General features: G+C 66.5%; 20 protein-coding genes. 10 read left to right on the top strand and 10 right to left on the bottom strand.

Features of this window, described 5'->3' with window-relative positions; genetic code table 11:
• Positions 1-135 precede the first annotated feature (135 nt).
• Genes G6N58_RS08115 through G6N58_RS08095 form a run of 5 tightly spaced genes read right to left on the bottom strand, consistent with a single transcriptional unit; the run spans position 136 to position 4,993 of the window.
• The gene (locus G6N58_RS08115) at positions 136-1,182 is read right to left on the bottom strand and encodes an alpha/beta hydrolase (RefSeq protein ID WP_197746411.1); all 1,047 of its coding nucleotides are present in this window, start codon (positions 1,180-1,182) and stop codon (positions 136-138) included.
• A 58-nt stretch (positions 1,183-1,240) separates the two neighbouring features.
• Entirely contained in the window at positions 1,241-2,218 is a 978-nt protein-coding gene (locus G6N58_RS08110) for a quinone oxidoreductase family protein (RefSeq protein WP_115279073.1), read from the bottom strand.
• Entirely contained in the window at positions 2,218-3,132 is a 915-nt protein-coding gene (locus tag G6N58_RS08105) for a fumarylacetoacetate hydrolase family protein (RefSeq protein WP_197746410.1), read from the bottom strand. Before G6N58_RS08105 ends, G6N58_RS08110 begins: the two co-directional genes overlap by 1 nt.
• A gap of 51 nt (positions 3,133-3,183) precedes the next feature.
• Positions 3,184-4,221 carry an SMP-30/gluconolactonase/LRE family protein gene (locus G6N58_RS08100; protein WP_115279075.1) on the bottom strand — a complete coding sequence of 346 codons (1,038 nt, stop codon included), beginning with the start codon at positions 4,219-4,221 and terminating at the stop codon, positions 3,184-3,186.
• Positions 4,214-4,993 carry an SDR family NAD(P)-dependent oxidoreductase gene (locus G6N58_RS08095; RefSeq protein ID WP_163908004.1) on the bottom strand — a complete coding sequence of 260 codons (780 nt, stop codon included), beginning with the start codon at positions 4,991-4,993 and terminating at the stop codon, positions 4,214-4,216. Before G6N58_RS08095 ends, G6N58_RS08100 begins: the two co-directional genes overlap by 8 nt.
• Before the next feature lie 109 nt (positions 4,994-5,102).
• Here G6N58_RS08095 and G6N58_RS08090 point away from each other — a divergent pair, with 109 nt between their 5' ends.
• Positions 5,103-5,696 (top strand): TetR/AcrR family transcriptional regulator, encoded by a 594-nt coding sequence (locus G6N58_RS08090; protein WP_163908001.1) that lies wholly within the window; start codon positions 5,103-5,105, stop codon positions 5,694-5,696.
• 273 nt (positions 5,697-5,969) lie between these two features.
• On the opposite strand, the gene G6N58_RS08085 is transcribed toward G6N58_RS08090, so the two are convergent.
• Together G6N58_RS08085 and G6N58_RS08080 are read right to left on the bottom strand one after the other, a co-directional pair.
• A complete protein-coding gene (locus tag G6N58_RS08085) occupies positions 5,970-6,875 on the bottom strand; it encodes an SDR family oxidoreductase (protein WP_115281658.1) in 906 nt (301 codons plus the stop codon).
• Between the two features lie 71 nt (positions 6,876-6,946).
• Positions 6,947-7,333 carry a GNAT family N-acetyltransferase gene (locus G6N58_RS08080; protein ID WP_147289346.1) on the bottom strand — a complete coding sequence of 129 codons (387 nt, stop codon included), beginning with the start codon at positions 7,331-7,333 and terminating at the stop codon, positions 6,947-6,949.
• A 99-nt stretch (positions 7,334-7,432) separates the two neighbouring features.
• Here G6N58_RS08080 and G6N58_RS31300 point away from each other — a divergent pair, with 99 nt between their 5' ends.
• A complete protein-coding gene (locus tag G6N58_RS31300; protein ID WP_115279078.1) occupies positions 7,433-7,618 on the top strand; it encodes a thioredoxin domain-containing protein in 186 nt (61 codons plus the stop codon).
• A 7-nt stretch (positions 7,619-7,625) separates the two neighbouring features.
• Here G6N58_RS31300 and G6N58_RS08070 read toward each other — a convergent pair whose 3' ends face one another.
• Together G6N58_RS08070 and G6N58_RS08065 are read right to left on the bottom strand one after the other, a co-directional pair.
• Positions 7,626-8,153: a hypothetical protein gene (locus G6N58_RS08070; RefSeq protein ID WP_115279079.1), complete on the bottom strand. Its 528-nt coding sequence runs from the start codon at positions 8,151-8,153 to the stop codon at positions 7,626-7,628.
• A 10-nt stretch (positions 8,154-8,163) separates the two neighbouring features.
• The gene (locus G6N58_RS08065; protein ID WP_115279080.1) at positions 8,164-8,616 is read right to left on the bottom strand and encodes a tautomerase family protein; all 453 of its coding nucleotides are present in this window, start codon (positions 8,614-8,616) and stop codon (positions 8,164-8,166) included.
• A gap of 122 nt (positions 8,617-8,738) precedes the next feature.
• Here G6N58_RS08065 and G6N58_RS08060 point away from each other — a divergent pair, with 122 nt between their 5' ends.
• From G6N58_RS08060 to G6N58_RS08025, 8 genes are all read left to right on the top strand, one after another.
• A complete protein-coding gene (locus G6N58_RS08060; RefSeq protein ID WP_115279081.1) occupies positions 8,739-10,583 on the top strand; it encodes an AfsR/SARP family transcriptional regulator in 1,845 nt (614 codons plus the stop codon).
• Positions 10,580-11,911, top strand: coding sequence for a hypothetical protein (locus G6N58_RS08055; protein ID WP_115279082.1), 1,332 nt, complete (start codon positions 10,580-10,582; stop codon positions 11,909-11,911). Before G6N58_RS08060 ends, G6N58_RS08055 begins: the two co-directional genes overlap by 4 nt.
• A 562-nt stretch (positions 11,912-12,473) precedes the next feature.
• Complete coding sequence (locus G6N58_RS08050) at positions 12,474-13,331, top strand: helix-turn-helix transcriptional regulator (protein ID WP_115279083.1); 858 nt, start codon at positions 12,474-12,476, stop codon at positions 13,329-13,331.
• A 99-nt stretch (positions 13,332-13,430) separates the two neighbouring features.
• Entirely contained in the window at positions 13,431-14,174 is a 744-nt protein-coding gene (locus G6N58_RS08045; RefSeq protein WP_115279084.1) for an SDR family NAD(P)-dependent oxidoreductase, read from the top strand.
• Between the two features lie 15 nt (positions 14,175-14,189).
• Complete coding sequence (locus G6N58_RS08040; RefSeq protein WP_115279085.1) at positions 14,190-14,591, top strand: VOC family protein; 402 nt, start codon at positions 14,190-14,192, stop codon at positions 14,589-14,591.
• 1 nt (position 14,592) lies between these two features.
• Positions 14,593-15,576 (top strand): saccharopine dehydrogenase family protein, encoded by a 984-nt coding sequence (locus tag G6N58_RS08035; RefSeq protein ID WP_115279086.1) that lies wholly within the window; start codon positions 14,593-14,595, stop codon positions 15,574-15,576.
• A gap of 20 nt (positions 15,577-15,596) precedes the next feature.
• Complete coding sequence (locus G6N58_RS08030) at positions 15,597-15,983, top strand: nuclear transport factor 2 family protein (RefSeq protein WP_078020244.1); 387 nt, start codon at positions 15,597-15,599, stop codon at positions 15,981-15,983.
• A gap of 56 nt (positions 15,984-16,039) precedes the next feature.
• Positions 16,040-16,408 (top strand): VOC family protein, encoded by a 369-nt coding sequence (locus G6N58_RS08025; RefSeq protein WP_078020243.1) that lies wholly within the window; start codon positions 16,040-16,042, stop codon positions 16,406-16,408.
• Positions 16,409-16,415: 7 nt separating this feature from the next.
• Here G6N58_RS08025 and G6N58_RS08020 read toward each other — a convergent pair whose 3' ends face one another.
• Entirely contained in the window at positions 16,416-16,871 is a 456-nt protein-coding gene (locus G6N58_RS08020) for an Rrf2 family transcriptional regulator (protein ID WP_078022159.1), read from the bottom strand.
• Positions 16,872-16,926: the final 55 nt, after the last annotated feature.

Genomic DNA, 16,926 nt, shown 5'->3' with positions numbered 1-16,926 from the left:
AGTAAAAGTCCAGACGATGTCCAATTGGTCGGGGAGGTCCCGATCATCGTCGCCGAGAACGGCATCACTACCGACGACGAGGCCCAACGGATCGCGTTCACCCGCGAGGCGCTCGACACGATCAGATTCGCCGAGTTAGGTGACTTCGCGGGCCAGCCAGCCGGTGATCAGTGCGATCGTGTCATCCCATTTGGTGACCACGCAGTGCGTTTCGCCGTCGGCCATCACCACCAGGGTGTCGCGGCGTCCGGAGAAGACAAGACTGTCTTCGATCGGTACCAGTGCGTCGGCGGTGCCGTTGATGACGAGCATCTTGCAGTTGTCGTCTTTGTCGAGCAGTGGCCGCAGGGAGTGGGGTCCGACCTGGTGGGCCAGCTCCTGCGGTGTGGGTTCGCGATCGAAGCCGAAGAGATTTCCGATGATGCCGATGGCGCCTTCTGCCCAGGTCTTGCCTGGCGCGAAGGCTGCCTCGACGGGGCCCCCGCAGTTGACCGCGGCGTCCACAAGTCCGGACAGCCCCGAGTAGGCTGCGAAATACCCGCCCATCGACAGTCCGAAGTGCACCACCCGTCCGTTGCCGAGTGACCGGCAGAAGCTGACCAGCCCATCGATGACCTCCCGACTCTCGGGGGTCATCGCGATCTCGGACTCGCCGGTACCGGGAATGTCGAAGGCCACGATACGGGCCTTGGTTCCCTGCGCGAATCCCATGAACATGTGGTGGATGTCGATCTTGTGGCCGTCCGCTCCGCCGCTGGCGAGAATGACCGGCGTATCGGCCGGCAGGTCCGGGGCCGAGAAGATGTGCACTGCAACAGCAGTAGTCGAACCCTGATAGGGGATGTCGAGCACACGGCGTTCGAAATCCACCGGGAACGAGGGTGCCGCAAGCACGTACTGGTGGATCTGGTGCTGTAGCGCGGTGCGTCGGGCATCGTCGGCGAGCACGGGGAATTTGGCGTATCCGTAAGCCAAAGCTGCCAGGGTCGGGTTTCCGTCGTCGGCATATCGCGCGCCCAGTTTCGACCATTCGGTGACCCAGCCACCGGGCCCGTCCGACCACATATCCAAAACCGACTCGCGCACCGACTCGACATCTGCGGCAGGCAACCCGAAATTCACCATCTGTGCGTACCGGGCAGGCCAGATGACCTCCGGTGACAGTGACCACTTGTACGTCATGTGCTGCTCTCTTCCTGTTGATATCCACATGGCCGTATGCGGCCAGAAACGGTGCTGCTCAGTTGATTTCGAGTGCGATCTTCCCGTAGGCGCGGCCGCTCTCCAGCCGCTCGTGGGCGGCGGCGGCCTCCGTCAGGGCGAAGGTCGAATCCATGGGGGGAGCGCCGAGTAGTCCCTCGGTGACGAGACGAAACAAGCTCCGAAAGTCGGTGGGACTGCCGATTGTCGTACCGAGTAACGAATACTGGCCGAAGAAGAAGGTTCGCGCAGCCAGCGTCGACTGTTCGGACTGCGAGGCGCCGAGCACCACCAGTCGTCCGCCGGGGCGAAGTGTCTTCAGCGACTGCGCCCACGTACCGATGCCGTCGAGCACCACGTCGTAGCCGTCGCGCGACGGGCTCATCGCCCGCGCCTGATCAATCCAGTCCTCGTCGGTGTAGCGCACCCCGTCGACTGCCCCGTGCGACTGCGCAGCCGCGATCTTTTCTCGGCTGGAGGAGGTGACGAAGGGTAGCGCGCCGATCGCTTTCGCCAGCGCCGTGGCGCCGGGTCCGATGCCGCCGCCGGCGCCGAGAATCAGCACGGATTCGCCTGCCACCAGCTGAGCACGCGTCACCAGTGCCCGAAAGACGGTGCCGCCGACCAGGGCCAGGGCTGCTGCCTCCACCCACGAGAAGCCGGCGGGCCTAGGTGCAAGGCACTCGTCTGGTACCGACACATACTGGGCGTAGGTACCAGGGCGGGCGTCTCCGAGAAGCTCCCAGCCGGGTGCGGGTGCCGCCTCCCGCGAGCCCCAGAACAGCGCGGGCAGAACAACGACCTGCTCTCCGGCGAGAGTGGTACCGGCGCCATCGGCGCCGGGCACGTGCGGCAGCGGCGAGCCGTAGAGCCCACGGCGCACCAGAGTGTCGTGCCAGTTCAGCGCGGCGGCGTGCAGGCGCACGGTGGTCCAGCCCGGCCGGCTCTGGGGAAACGGCGCCGCTGCGGGACGCAGGACGTCTGCAGCACCGAAACGCTCCATCACAATGGCCTCCATCAGCGCCCGTCTGCTGAACGACTGGTGCGGCTGAGGGGGATGAGCTCCTGCGCGGCAGTCACTGTCGCTGTGATGGAACCGAGTTCGGCAATCGTCAACTCGACGACATCGTTTTCGACCAGATACGGATACCGCTCGGCCCCGTGCACCCGCGACAGCTCGATGATGCACCCCGTCCCGACCGTCCCGGCCCCGACGACATCGCCTGGCACCAGGGTGGTGCCGCGGGAGGCATAGGCGATCAGATCCGCGAACGACCAATACAGCGACGACCAGTTACCACTGCTGTACTGCACCCCGTTCACACTCGCCGTCATCGCCAGGTCGAACCCTCGCTCGGTCGCGTACGGCGCCAGTTCGTCCTTGGACACCAGATACGGTCCCAGGCTGGTAGCGGTGTCCTTGCCTTTCGCGGGTCCGATCTGGAAGCTCATCTCGGCTTCCTGGACATCACGGGCGCTCCAATCCGACAGGATGGTGTAACCGGCGATATGGTCCTGCGCCTCGGCGGGGCTGATATTGCTTCCGGGGCGACCGATCACCGCGGCGACCTCGAGCTCGTAGTCGAAAGCCGTGCTGCCGGGGGCCATTCGGACGTCTTCGGCGGGACCCTGGATGGCGGCAGGGTTGCTGAAGTAGAAGACCGGTTGCTGGTAGTACAGCGGGTGTGTCGGCACACCGAGCGCTGCCATCGACGTCACGTAGTGGTTCTCGAAGGCCATGAAGTCCCGCACCGACGGTGGGCGCGGGATCGGCGCCAACAGTTCAGCGTCGCCGAGTTCGGCCACGTGGAACGGCTCGCGTATCGCGCGTTGTGCGGCGGCGGCCTGACCGGCGTCGCCGTCGGCGATGACGTCGATGAGTGTTTCCGGCGGCGGGAGCGCGTACAGCGCCCCGTCTCGGAGCAGACCCACCAGAGGTGTTGTGATATTTGATGTCTGAAAAGTTGCCCAGCGCATGATCGTCTACCTGTCTGCCATCTCGGACCAGTGCACCAGTGGGAGCCCCGCAACGGGAGAGCGGAAGTGGGGAAGGCGCGTCTGCCGCAGGCTGCCGACGTAGACGTCTTCGAGGTCTCGACCGCCGAAAGTGATCGATGCGCACCACGTCGCCACCGGTCCGCCCATCGAGAGCAGCAGATCCATGTCGACAGTGCCAGCGCGGAAGCGGAGATCGAAGCTGTGTATCTCCTCCGGGGTCGAGTCCTCGAAGAGAATGCGGACGTCACGCTCGGGCGTGATCGCGAAGATCCCGTCGGTGAAAATATAGGTGCCCCAGAGGTTCCCAAATTGGTCGAACGCGATGCCGTCGATGAATCGTCCGTGGTCAGCGGGTCCGTAGATCTCGCGATCTGAGAGGGTGCCGTCCTCGTGGACACGGAACCTCAGAATGTTGCGCCCACAGGTCTGGACGACGTAGATGTACTCCTCGGCTGCGTCGAGCTTGCATTCGTTGGCGAAGCGGAGGCCGTCCGCGACGACGCGCAGGCTCCCCTGGGTGTAGAGCAGGAGCTGTCCGTCTTCGACGTCAGGTGTCATCTGGCGGCGCCAGTCGTGCGCTTTGGTGGACACCGTGACCCACACGCGGTCGCGGCTGTCTCGGCAGACGAAGTTAACCTTTCCGATCGGTAAGTCGTCGAGCGTCTCGGCGATGGGCGTGGTCCTGCCGTCGCGCGTCATGTGTTCCAGCCGATCGGTGCCAAAGTTGGAGATTAGGAAATTGCCGTCGCGATCGAAGGCGAGACCGTTGGGTAGTGTGCCGTCGACCAGCCGAGCTCCGGCATCTCGGTTCGCGGCATCGGCAGGCCCGGCGGGGGTTTGCGCGATCAGCTCTTGGGTGCCGTCCACCGCTATCCGCATGACACCTCCTCGGGCATCTGCCGACCACAGCGTGCCGTCGGGTTCGGCGAGCACGCACTCGGGCCGATGGAGATCGTCGCCGACGTAATCGAAGTCGGCCCGGGTGATGGAGAAGCCATCTAGGGGGTTGGTCAGACTAGCCAAAGTAGTACCCTCCGTTGATATCTAGATGCGTTCCGGTGACGTAGGCGGCCTGTTCCGACGCCAGCACGGTGACCATCGCGGCGACTTCCTCGCGTTGACCGAGCCGTCGCATCGCCGCTTGACCAGCCACCCTGTCGGTGCTGCTGGTGTCGTGATTGTTCAGCAGCATCGGGGATTCGATCATCCCCGGATTGACGCAGTTGACGGTGATTCCGGACGGGCCGGCGGTGAGTGCCATGGACCGTGCCATCCCACCGAGTGCAGCCTTGGATGCTGCGTAATCGGCGCCCGCCCCGAAGCCACCCATCTGTCCGGAAACCGAGCTGATCAGGATTACCCGACCCCAGTGCTTCTTCGCCATGATCGGAATCGCCGCCTGAGCAGCAAGAAAGGACCCGCGGAGGTTCACGTTCAAGGTGTGATTCCAGTCGTCCGGGGAGATCTCGCTGGCGGCCGATCCTGCCTCGGCGGTGAAGACACCGCCACGCGCTGTGCCGAAAACCCCTCCGGCACAGACCAAGATGTCGATTCCGCCGAAGTGCTCCACGGTACGAGCCACCGCGCGGGCGGGTCCTTCCGGGTCGGCCAGGTCGGCGACCACGGACCTGAACCGACGGGGATCGCGGGCTTCCAGGCGTTCGAGGCCATCCTTGGAGATGTCGGTGCCGACCACCAAGCAACCCTCGACGGCGAGCGCCACAGCGCAGGCCTCGCCGATACCACTGGAGGCACCCGTGACAAGTGCGACGCGATCAGTGATGCCCAAGTCCATGCGGGCCTCCTCTACGATGATCATTAACGCAAGGCGACTTGCGTTTGTAACCGTACAGAGGGTTCGAACGGCCCGCAAGCGGCAAAATGAGCGGAGCTATCCTCGGGTGGTGGCGGAATCCAATGTTCGACGCCGGGTGAATGGCCGCTCAGCACGAGTGCGTCAGTCCGTAATCGAGTCCACGCTCGAGCTCATTCGGGAAGGCGGGATCGATCAGCTCACTGTCGCGCAGGTGGCGTCGCGATCCGGTGTGCACGAAACGTCGATCTATCGCCGTTGGGGAAGTCGCGAAAAGCTCCTCGTCGAAGCCATTCTCGACCTGAGTGAATCAGATCTGCCGGTTCCCGACTCCGGCTCGTTCCGCGAGGATCTGACTATCCTGGCGACGGAGTTGTGTCGTTATCTGTCAACCCCTCTGGGGCTGGCAGTCGCGCAGTTGCTGTCGTGGCCTGTGAAAGATCTTGCGGTGGCAGAGATGCAAGGTGGGGTGTGGCGCGAACGTACCGCCGCGGCTGCCGTGGTTGTGAAACGGGCTATCGATCGCGGAGAAGTACCTGAGAACACAGATCCCAGATTGGTGATCGAATTACTGGTAGCGCCGATTCATTGGCGGGCTTTGGTGTTGAAGGAGGAACTCGGACCGGACCTGGCTGTCACGCTGGCGAAGGCGGTCTTCGACGGAGTGCGGTGTAGTCGTCCTTGACGGGTGCACTGACGCGGGCGCTGGACGGCCCTTCAGCCAGCGACGAGCGCAGCAGGGCAGCCGCGCCACCGCGACGGTTGAGGAGGTGCAACTCGTCGAAGTACTGAGCCGATCTGGTGGGATGACGAGCCGTCTGATATCCGGAGAGTTTTTCTGCAACCGGAGGAACTCGACGCGACGGCAGATCGTCGGGTGTTGGCGCCATGGTTGACATGCTCCCGTCGCCGTCGCCCGCGACCCGCCGACACTCGTTGCCATCACGCGAGCGAGGGTCTAGTCGTGAACGAAGTAGTGATCGCGATTGAGCTCTTCGAGTAGCCCGTTCCTGTGCGGTTGCCAGCCAGTGATCTCCCGTGTTCGAGCGCTCGAGACAGGGCCGTCTGTCGCCAGAAGTGTGCCAAGGAACCCAAAGTGGTTTTCTACCTCGTCGTCGGCGACAGGACGAGCGGGCACGCCGAGCCGGCGACCGATCGCGTCCGCGATATCGCGGACGCGGACGCCTTCCTCGGCGACCGCATGCAGAATCGAGCCAGGAGGTGCCTTTTCGACTGCAAGGCGAAACAAGTTTGCGGCATCTTCGACGTGCACTGCTGACCAGCGTGCAGTTCCATCGCCCGGATACCCCGAGAACGCTTTCTCCCGAGCGATCCGAATCATGGTGGGCATGAACATCGCGTCTCCCACGCCATGGACGGTCGGGGCAAGCCGCACCACAGATGACCGGATACCTCGGTGGGCGAGGTCGAGGATCGCGTCAGTGGGCGGTTGACGCTTGAGCCCCAAGGCGTTGGGGCGCGACGTTTCGGTTGCGGGCGAACCGTTCTCAGCCTGCAACCCCAGAGCGGCCCCGGCAATCGTCAACGCCCCTGCAGGGGGCAAACCTCGGGCGAGGGCATCGATGGCCGCCAAATCCGAAGCCACCGCGTGTCCAAAATTGCCTGCAAGTGCCACATCATGACGAAACGCAAGGTGCACAACAGCATCGACTTGTCCTGCAGCCGATGACAATACACCGAGATCCTCGATCGACCCACTTACGGTTTGAGCGCCCAACTCCTCCAATGCTTCGGCGGCCTGACGCGAACGCGCAAGCCCGAGCACTTCATGCCCATTCCTCAGCAAGTCGGCTACAACGACCCGACCGATGAATCCGGAACCACCAGTAATGAGAACTCGCACGATACAACCCCGCTCCTCGTTCATAGGCTGCCATGACCGCTGTCCGAGCCCAGCGTCTGGCAGACCCGCATTCATTCTGATTCCGCGATCTGCTGCACGGGACGCGTCACCGTGAGGTCACGGTATCCGGGCAGGCCAATTAACGCAAGTACGCTTGCGATAAATTGCTGGCCGAGGCTGCCGGCGACGAGCGCCCAGCCCGCCCGTCGCAATAGAGCAATGCGCGCCGCTTCGGTGGCCAGTCCCTTCGACCAGAAGTCGGGGTGTAGAACGTAGCCGATCTCGCCCCGGCGGTGTTCAGTGCTGGTGATGGCTAGGGCTGCGCTGCTGATCAGCGCCCGCGATTCGACGTCCACCACCGCAAAATCGAAACTGGTACGCGACGGTGTGCCTGCCTGTGCGATCGCCTCACGGAGGACGGCTCGAGTGTCCTGGAGGCTGTGGGGTCCACAGGTCATGAACCGCGTTTCCAACACCGTTCTCGTCGGTGTCGACGAATCCGCGCAGGATGAGCCTGTGGCCGACCAGGCGAATCGCGGAATCGCTCATAGAAGCCATTGCGCCGCAGCTGGGCTCGAATCTCGACCCGTTTTCGGGGCAGGGTATCGGGCAGCGCTGAACTCAAGGCCGTGGTGTCGATATACGAGGACTTCCTTTGTCCCGCCTGCAGGAACTTTGAGATGGAGTTCGGCACAACCATCAACGACCTCATCGATAGCCACCCTGGCGTTGGTAACCGATAGCAAGGAATTACCTCTGGGGCCGCACGGGGTACTGCTCGAGCAGTTGTCGCTGTCGGTCGGCCAGCAGGCTCACGAAGTGCTCCAGCAGGGTCGAGTCCTCTTCGATGCGCACCGCGGCTTCGCGCGGACGGGTGGCTTCGTTGAGGATGCGGTCGAGCGGCCCAAAGGCTTCGCGCAGGTCTGCCCATACAAGACACTGCGCGAGGGTGCGTAATCGTTCGAGGTGTTCGGCCATCTCCACACGGAAGCCGCGGTATCCCTCGACCTCTTCGAGGAGGCGGTTGGCTGCCTCGAACTGTTCGTCGGCCGGAGTGTCCGAGTCCACCCGAGACAGTGCGTATCGGAACGCGCTGAGTCGTCCCAGCGCACTGATCAGAACGTCACGAAACTCCCGCAGCGACATCAGTTCGGCGTCGCGGCGTCGCTGGGCGGCTTGGAGTTGGGCTGCGTAGCGGGTGGCGCCCCGCGCCACCAGGGCGCCGGTGAGGACGACGACGGCTCCGATTACTGCGGTGAGCAGGGGTGTTCCCGTCATCGCGGTGGCATCAGAGCGTGGTGGGCTGCGTGGCGCCGGCGAAGCGCTCCGGCAGCTTGTCGGCGAGGGCTTGGAACCATGCGGCCTCGGCCTCGGGGAACGGCTCGGGCATCAGGATCCCGGCTTCCATCGCCCACCCGTTCGGGGTGTCTGACACAACGATCAACACGTGGTCTTCGGGGCTGCCCGTGGTCTCGACGGCTAACTCGTGCAGCCGCTGCATGATCCGGCGGCGCGTTACTTCGCCGCGGCCGTAACGGATTCCACCGGTGATGATGATCGACGGTTCGACCTTGCCTGCGGTGTACATCAGGCCCAGCGGCAGCGGCTGGAACGCGACGCGGATGAAGGGCTCCGGGGCGTTGGTCTCTTCGTGGTGGATGGTGGTGATACCGGTGGCAATCCGCTCACGCTGGTTCTCGGTGAGATCGATTCCGGCGGTGACGCACTGGTAGACGGGCATGACGGCTCGCTTTCCTCTCTGGTCCGCACCGGGGCTCGGTGGCGGTGTGTCCTCACAGTGGCAGCGGCCGCTCCAATATCGCTCCAACCGCACTCCACCCGCTCACGGCTAGATTCGAGACCATGCGCGTGCGTGATCTGGGCTCGTTGACGGTGACCGTCGACGGGATCGATCGTCCGGTGGCCGGCTCGCGGGCGGCGGCGATCCTCGCGGTGTTGGTGATCAATGTCAATCGGCGGGTATCGGTGCAGGCGTTGCTCGAGGCCACGTGGGGCGAGCGCGCCACCGACGCGACGGTCTCGACGCTGGAGTCGCACATCTGGCGGCTGCGACAACTGCTGGAACCCCACCGCGCGCAGCGGCAACCGCCGACCGTGCTGATCAATGAGAACGCGGGCTACCGCCTGGTCGCCGACGGTCACACGATCGACTCGCTGTCGTTGGCACACATCGCCCGCGACGCCGGCGACCTGTTGGCGGCCGGGCGAGCCGACGCCGCGATCACCCGCGCCGACGAAGCGCTGCAGCTGTGGCGCGGAAAGCCCTACGGCGCGCTGGGTGACGAGACCTGGGCGCAGCCCGCCGTCGCGCGCCTGGAGGAACTGCGCCGGCACACCGCCGAGATCCGCCTCGACGGGCTCATTGCCACCGGTCGTGCTGACCAGGCGCTGGCCGACCTCGAGACGATGGTCGCCGAGGCGCCGTTGCGGGAGCGGCTGCGCGCCCAGCAGATGTTGGCGCTCTACCGCAGTGGACGCGCCGACGAGGCGCTCGCGGTCTTCCAGCGGACCCGAGCGACGCTGATCGACGAACTCGGCACCGAGCCTGGCCCTGAACTGCGCGACCTGCACGCACGGATACTCGATCAGGACGTCAGCCTCGACAGTGCACCGCGGACCGCCCCGATCGCGGTGTCCACCAACAAGGTTCACCTTCCGGTGAGTCTGACTGCGCTGGTGGGACGCGACCGTGACCTGGCCCGGGTGAGCGCCCTGCTGGAACCGAACGCACTGGTCACGCTGACCGGGGCTGCCGGTGTCGGCAAGACTCGCCTGGCTGTCGAGGTCGGCCGCGCCACGGCCCACCGCTTCGCAGATGGCGTCTGGTTCGTCGACCTGGCCGCCGTCACGGACGCCGCGCTGGTGGTCGAGGCGGTGGTGTCGACCCTGGGGATCACGTCGTCGCCGGCCGCCACCTCACTCGAGGGCCTTGCCCACTATGGCCGCGGCCACCGTCTGCTGTTGATTCTCGACAACTGCGAGCATGTCGTCGAGGCGGTGGCGACCCTCGCCACGGCGTTGTTGGGCCATGGTCACGGACACAGCACGCTGCTGGCCACCAGTCGCACCCCTCTGGACGTCGACTCCGAGGTGACGTGGACCGTTGCGCCCCTGTCGCTTCCGGTTTCCGGCACGACCGATCGCGGCGGTGACGCGGTGCACCTGTTCCTCGATCGGCTCAGCCGGGTGGACCCGAGCCTGACGATCAACGACGAGGTGCGCGGAGCCGCTGCCGACATCTGCGTCGCCGTCGACGGCCTGCCCCTGGCTATCGAGCTGGCCGCGGCCCGCGCCCGTAGCCACAGCCTGCACGATATTCGTGAGCAGTCGCAGGCCGACGCCGGCGCACTGGGCCGGCCTGGCCGGCGCGACACCGTGCGCTCGGCGATCGAGTCCAGCTACGCCACGCTCGACTCGTCAGCGGCGCTGGTCCATCGCCGCCTCGCGGTGCTGCCGGGGTGGTTCAGCGTCGCCTCGGCCACGGCCGTGGCCGGTGACCTCGCCACGGCCGAGGTCAACGATGCCCTTGCTGCGCTGGTGCACTGCTCCATGTTGACCTCGACAGCCACCCAGGCGGCCGGCGGCCGTACCGCGTTTCGCCAACTCGCCACAGTGCGCGCCCACGCCGCGCACACGCTGCAGGGACAGGACGACCCCGCCGCCGCCACGGAGCGCCGCGACCGGTGATCGCGTCGCGCCCACGGCTCGGCAGAGCCGACGAGAACGCCTGGTTCGCCGCGCTCGACAGCGACGAGGCGACAGTACGGGCCACCCTGGCGGCCAACCTGATCGACCGCACAGATCCCCGGGCCGCCGAGCTCTGTACGCCGCTGGGCTTCTACTGGTACTTCCGCGCCCGGGTCACCGAGGGCGCGCGGTGGTTGGGACTGGCCCGCGACGCCGCGGCCGGGCACGACCCCGCGCACTGGGTGGCGGCCACGGTGGTGCTCGCATCCGCGCTTGCGACGCAAGGACGTGTCGAGACCGCCCGGCCCTTGGTCAAGGAGGTGCTGGGCCGGCTCGCCGGTCTTGAGGACGAGGCCCTGATCGTCGTCGGCGAGGGACTGATCGCTCTCGGCGGCGCGCTATGGGTGCATCCCGACGCCGCGCTGATCACCGACGTTCACGCTGGGCTACAGCAGATCGCGACGCGTAGCGGAGATCCCGATCTCCAGCTGTTCACCGACATCCAAGGATGCAGCGTCACGGCGCTAGCGGGCCGGCTCGCCGAGGCAGCGACACGGGCCGAGGAACTCCATGACGAGGCCATCGCCGCCGGCAACGACGCTGCAGCCTGGCTGAGCGCCGCCACGCCCATGACAGCCGCGCTGCTACACGACGACCCCGAGCGTGGAATCTTCTGGGTACGCAAAGTCATGCGCGCCCACGTGGCCGCAGGCGGAACGTCGTCGGCGGGGATGTTCATCGAGAACCGCGCCAATTACGAAACCCAGCGGGGCTCACACCGGCAGGCCGCCCGCCTCTACGCCGCCGCCCACACCCACACCCGACGGGCGCCATGGTCTGGCCACGCCGCCCTCTCACCGCCGACCTGCTCAGACGCACACGGGAAACTCTGTCGCGCAAAGCGTTTGAGGACGCATGGCGCGAGGGCGAGGCTTGGGAACTACCCGACGTCCTGGCCGTGCAGTGAGAGCCCTATCCACAGCTCCGGTACCGGATCGGCCTACACAGGGCTCAGAGCAATCCGGCAACACACCACAGATACCAATTCGCTGAGTGCCTGTGGCTCTCGCCTCAGCTCACAGCCCCTGAGGGCAACTCGGGTCGGCGCTAAGCGTGGACATAAAACTGAGAATTCCAGAGATGGACATCCAGTGAGAACGTGCGTATCAGCGCAGGTCGCGGCAACAGGCGTGGTCATCAGACGTGAGAAGTCACACCGCTGCTGCGTGTGGCTTATCCTGTCGCTATCCAGTGGGTTCAACACTGTGACACCGCAACGGTTCACACATGTCCGTTCCGTCCTGCGTCGCGTTGGCCGGTGCAGGTGATGTCCGACTGGGACGTCTGACGGTGATCGCGGCGCTGATCGCCGCCGCTGCTGTCATCCCCCCGGCCGGGAAGGCGTCGCGAAGTCCTGGTACGAACTGATCGTCGACGGCGCCGGCGGCGTATACCGACACCGCCACGCCGACGCCGAGGGCTCCTCCGATCTGCTGGACCATCTGCAAATTCGAGGACTTCCTCGGCCGAGGGCTCGAATTCCCCACTGCGCAGCCCGAGATGCTGGCCGATATCCACTGGGACGCCGCGCACGCTGCGACCGCCTCGAAACCAGCGTGCCGTCACCGTGGCCCCCCCGGTGAGCGCCCGGACATCACCGCCTCGAAACCAGCGTGCCGTCACCGTGGCCCCCCGGTGAGCGCCCGGACATCACCGCCTCGAAACCAGCGTGCCGTCACCGTGGCCCCCCCGGTGAGCGCCCGGACATCACCGGCTCCGACGCCACGGGTCCGTAACCGCGGACGTCACGGAGACGGCGGACCCCTCTCCGGGCTCCGCAGGCTCCGCCGAAGTGCCCGCGCCGGGACCGCGGGGAGTACCGTCCGCATCATGGTGTCAGCCGGTGAGTCGTCGCGTGACCTCGGAGCGTTCCTGCGGGCCCAGCGCGCGCGGGTGTCTCCCCAGGACGCGGGGCTCCCGGCGGCACCGGGCCGCCGTGTGGCCGGGCTGCGGCGCGAAGAGGTCGCGGTGCTGTCTGGGGTGAGCGCGGACTACTACACCCGGCTGGAGCAGGGGCGGGAACGCAGTCCGTCTGCCCCCGTGCTCGATTCGATCTGCGAGGCGTTGCGGATGACAGTGGATGCCCGCGACCACGCGTTCCGCCTGGCCCGGCTGGCGCCGAGGGTGGACCGTGAGGACGAGATGATCAGCCCCGAGTTGTTGCAGACCATGGAGGCGTTTGCGCACACCGCGGCATACGTGACCAACGCGTCGTTTCGGGTCCTGATCGCCAATCCCATTGCCGCAGCGCTGATCGCGCCCCTGCAACGACGCAACAGCAGCATGCTCGCGGCGATCTTCGTTGACCCCGTGGCGCGCGACTACTACGTCAACTGGGATGAAGTGGCCCGCGCTGCGGTCAGCGCGCTGCGCCTGGCGCAGGGCTTCGTTCCACCGGTGCCCGAGGTGGACGAGCTGGTGGAGCGTCTCCATCAGCGCAGTGAGGCCTTCCGGACGATGTGGGACGACCAGCGGGTGGCCGGGTTGTCGGCGACCCGCAAGACGATCCGCCACCCCGATGTGGGGCTGCTCGAGTTGAGTTTTCAAACCTTCGACGTCAACAACGCTCCGGGGCAGCAGTTGACGGTGGCCACCGCGGCCACCGGATCGGCCAGCGCGGACGCGCTGGCACTGTTGGGATCGCTGGGCGCCACCCGCCGCCAGGAGCACGCGCAGCACGACCGCTGATCCTGGGTGTGGCGCACCCAGGAAGTCCCGCCCTTCTTCACTATGCGCGTGCGGCGTTGACTCATTTCCGTCAGCCACAGGACGGAAGGAACCACAGATATGACGATCATCGTCGTCACCGGCGGAAGTCGCGGCTTGGGCGCGGCCACGGCGCGGGCCTGCGCGAACCGGGGCATGGGTGTCGTGCTCACCTACAACGCCAGCCCGGAGTCGGCGATGCGCGTCGTTGACGACATCACCGCAGGCGGTGGCACCGCCGTGGCGTTGCCTCTCAACGTCGCCGACGTCGCCTCGTTCGGCGAATTCCGGGATTCTCTGCGCGCGGCGCTGAGTGCGACGTGGCAGCGTGAGGAGTTCGACGGGCTGGTCAACAATGCCGGCTACGGCGAGTTCACGCCGATCGCCTCGGTGACCGAGGCGCAGTTCGACGGCCTGTTCAACGTGCACCTCAAGGGCCCGTTCTTCCTGACCCAGACGCTGCTGCCCCTGCTGGCCGACGGGGGACACATCGTCAACATGACCAGCGCGACCACTCGGGTGGCGACGCCCGGCGTGGCGCCGTACGCCAGCTTCAAGGGCGGCCTGGGCGTGCTGACCCGGTATCAGGCCAAGGAGTTCGGCGAGCGCGGAATCCGGGCCAACGCCATCTCGCCGGGACCGATCCGCACCGAGCTCGGCGGCGGCCTGACAGACGAGTTCGAGGCTGCACTGGCCGCCCAAACCGCACTGGGTCGCGTTGGAGAACCCGACGAGGTGGGCACCGTGATCGCCAGCCTGCTGTCGGACGACAACCGGTGGATCAACGCGCAGACCATCGAAGTCGCCGGCGGCTACATCATCTAGAAGGGGGACTCCCAAGTGCTCGACCACGTTTTCCTCACCGTGTCCGACCCGCAGGCGTCGACTGCGTTCTACACTGTCGCGCTGGCCCCGCTGGGAATCACCACCCGACTGGACTACGCCGGCGAGGACGGCCCACCCGGACACCCCGACCTATACGGGCTCGGTGACGCCGACACCGGACGGATGATCTTCTGGCTGCGCCGCGGTACAGCTGACGGCGGCGCCGCCCACATCGGGTTCGTCGCCGACAGCGAGGCCGAGGTGGACGCCGCCTACGCCGCGGCGATCGCCGCGGGCGCCATCGACAACGGGTCACCGGGTCCGCGGTTGCACTACGACCCGCGTTACTACGCCGCCAACGTCCTCGACCCCGACGGCTACAGCCTGGAATTCGTGTACAAGAGTTGGCAGCACTGACGTGGGCAAGTTATTGATATACGGCGCAACGGGTTACACCGGCACGATGGCCGCCGAGCATGCCCGCGATCTTGGCTTGAACCCGGTGCTCGGTGGTCGCAACGGCGAAACGATCGCCGTTGTCGCCGACCGATTGGGTTGCGAAAACCGGGCATTCGCTGTCGACGACAGAAGCGCGGTCGACGAGGCTCTGAAGGGCACGACGGTGCTGCTGAACTGTGCCGGTCCCTACCTGCGCACGGCGCGGCCGCTGATGGAGGCGGCGATCCGCACCAGCACCCACTACCTCGACATCGCCGCCGAGTTGGACAGCTACCGGCTAGCCGAAACCCTCGACACCGCCGCGACCGCCGCGGGCGTCATGCTCCTGCCGGGCAGCGGCGGCAGTGTGGCCATGCTGGGATGTCTGGCCGCGCACACCGCCGCCCGCGTCGAGGCGCCGCAGCGGTTGCGGATCGCTCTGCACGTGGCGGGGTCGATGTCGCGGGGCTCGGCCATCAGCGCCAGCGAGAACCTCACCACCGAGACCCTGCACCGCGTCGACGGACACCTGGTCACCGGGGACCCGAAGGCGGTGCGGCACTTCGATTTCGGGTTCGGCGACGTGGAGTGCACGCCGATTACGCTGCCGGACTTGATCACCATTGGGCGGGCGACCGGTATCCCGAACATCGACACCTACGTGTACGCCTCCGGTGACGCGTTCCCCGACGGGGCGCTGGCCGACCTGCCCGACGGTCCCAGCGCGCAGCAACGCGATGCAAACCGCTATCACGCGGCCGCGGAGGCCACCGGACGCGACGGCCGGATCGTGCGCTCAGTGCTCGACACCGTGAACGGCTACACCTTTACCCCGCTGGCCGCGGTCCATGCCGCGCGCCGGGTGCTGGAAAGCGAGGTACGCCCAGGCTTCCGCAATCCCGTCGAGGTGTTCGGCGTCGGGTTCGCCGAAACGGTCGCCGACACCCGCATCACCGACCGCTGACGAACACACAGGAGACGAACATGGACACAGCGAGCGGCTTTTTCGCCGACTTGGGCGCCGGCGACATCGAGGCGGCACTGGCACGCACGACGCCGGACTTCACCTGGACGGTGCCCGGTAGGCCCGGCGGGCGGTTCGCCCTGGCGGGCACCTACGACCGGGAGCAGTTCCCGGCGATGCTCGGCCGGGTCGCGACGGCTCTGCCTGACGGGCCGCGGGTCGACGTCACCTCGGTGACCGCAACCGAGGAGCGGATCGTGGTGGAAACTCACACCACCGGCCGATCGGCGACCGGCGTGGACTACGACAACCGCATCGTGTGCGTATTCGACCTGCGCGACGGGCTGATCGCGGCCGTGCGCGAATACCTCGACACCATCCACGCCGCCGACGTCTTCACCCCGTAGCCGGGCAGCGAGACGGCTGTGCTGCACGCCGATATACGAACAGAGGAGAACCGCTGATGAGCAACGGAGACACGCCGACACTGGAGGTGTCGATGGTGACGGTCGACTGCACCGACCCCGAAGCGCTGGCGGCGTGGTGGGCCCGCGCCCTCGACGGTCGGGTGACCGTCGCGGCGGCAGGTGAATTCGTGATGGTCACGCTGGCAACCGGTCTGCGGCTGGGCTTCCAGAAGGTGCCCGACCCCGCACCGGGGAAGAACCGACTGCACCTGGACCTGCACTCGCCGGACAAGGACCGCGACGCGGCCCGTCTGATCGCCGCGGGCGCTGTGGAGGTGGGCCGGCACACCGCCGGCCCGGACTTCGGGTGGGTGGTGCTGGCCGACCCGGACGGCAACGTGTTCTGCGTGGCCGGCGCGCCATAGCGGCCAGCTAGGAGACTGCGGCGTTGGCGGCGTACTCGGCCACCGCGTCGCGTAGCACGTCGGCGATCGTCGTGTTCTTCAGCGTGCTGCACAGCGAGGCGGTGGCATCGGCGTACACCCGCGTCAACACGGGTTGGATGCCGAACCCGACGTAGCACTCGGCATCCGGCGGGGTGGTGTGCATCGCGAAGATCGGCTCACCGCCCACGGCCAGATAGACGTCGAGCAGGGTGATGTCGGCGGCATCGCGGGTCAGGGTCCATCCGCCGTCGCGACCACGCGTGGCCTGCACCAGGCCCGCCTTACGCAGTTCTCCCAGGCTGCGCCGGATCACCACCGGGTTGGTGTTGACGCTGGTCGCGATGCGCGCCGAGGTGGCGATCTCCTTGTCGGTCCCGCGGCGATCGAAGGCGATCCACGTCAACACGTGCACCGCCAGACTCATCCGGCTGTTCGCGCTCACCTGCATCTCCTCACACCATTTGACTGTAACCACCATCATTACATATGGTCTGATG

Origin of the sequence: Mycolicibacterium tokaiense (genome assembly GCF_010725885.1) — a bacterium.
GTDB classification, from domain to species: domain Bacteria; phylum Actinomycetota; class Actinomycetes; order Mycobacteriales; family Mycobacteriaceae; genus Mycobacterium; species Mycobacterium tokaiense.
This window is presented reverse-complemented; position numbering and strand designations above follow the sequence as displayed.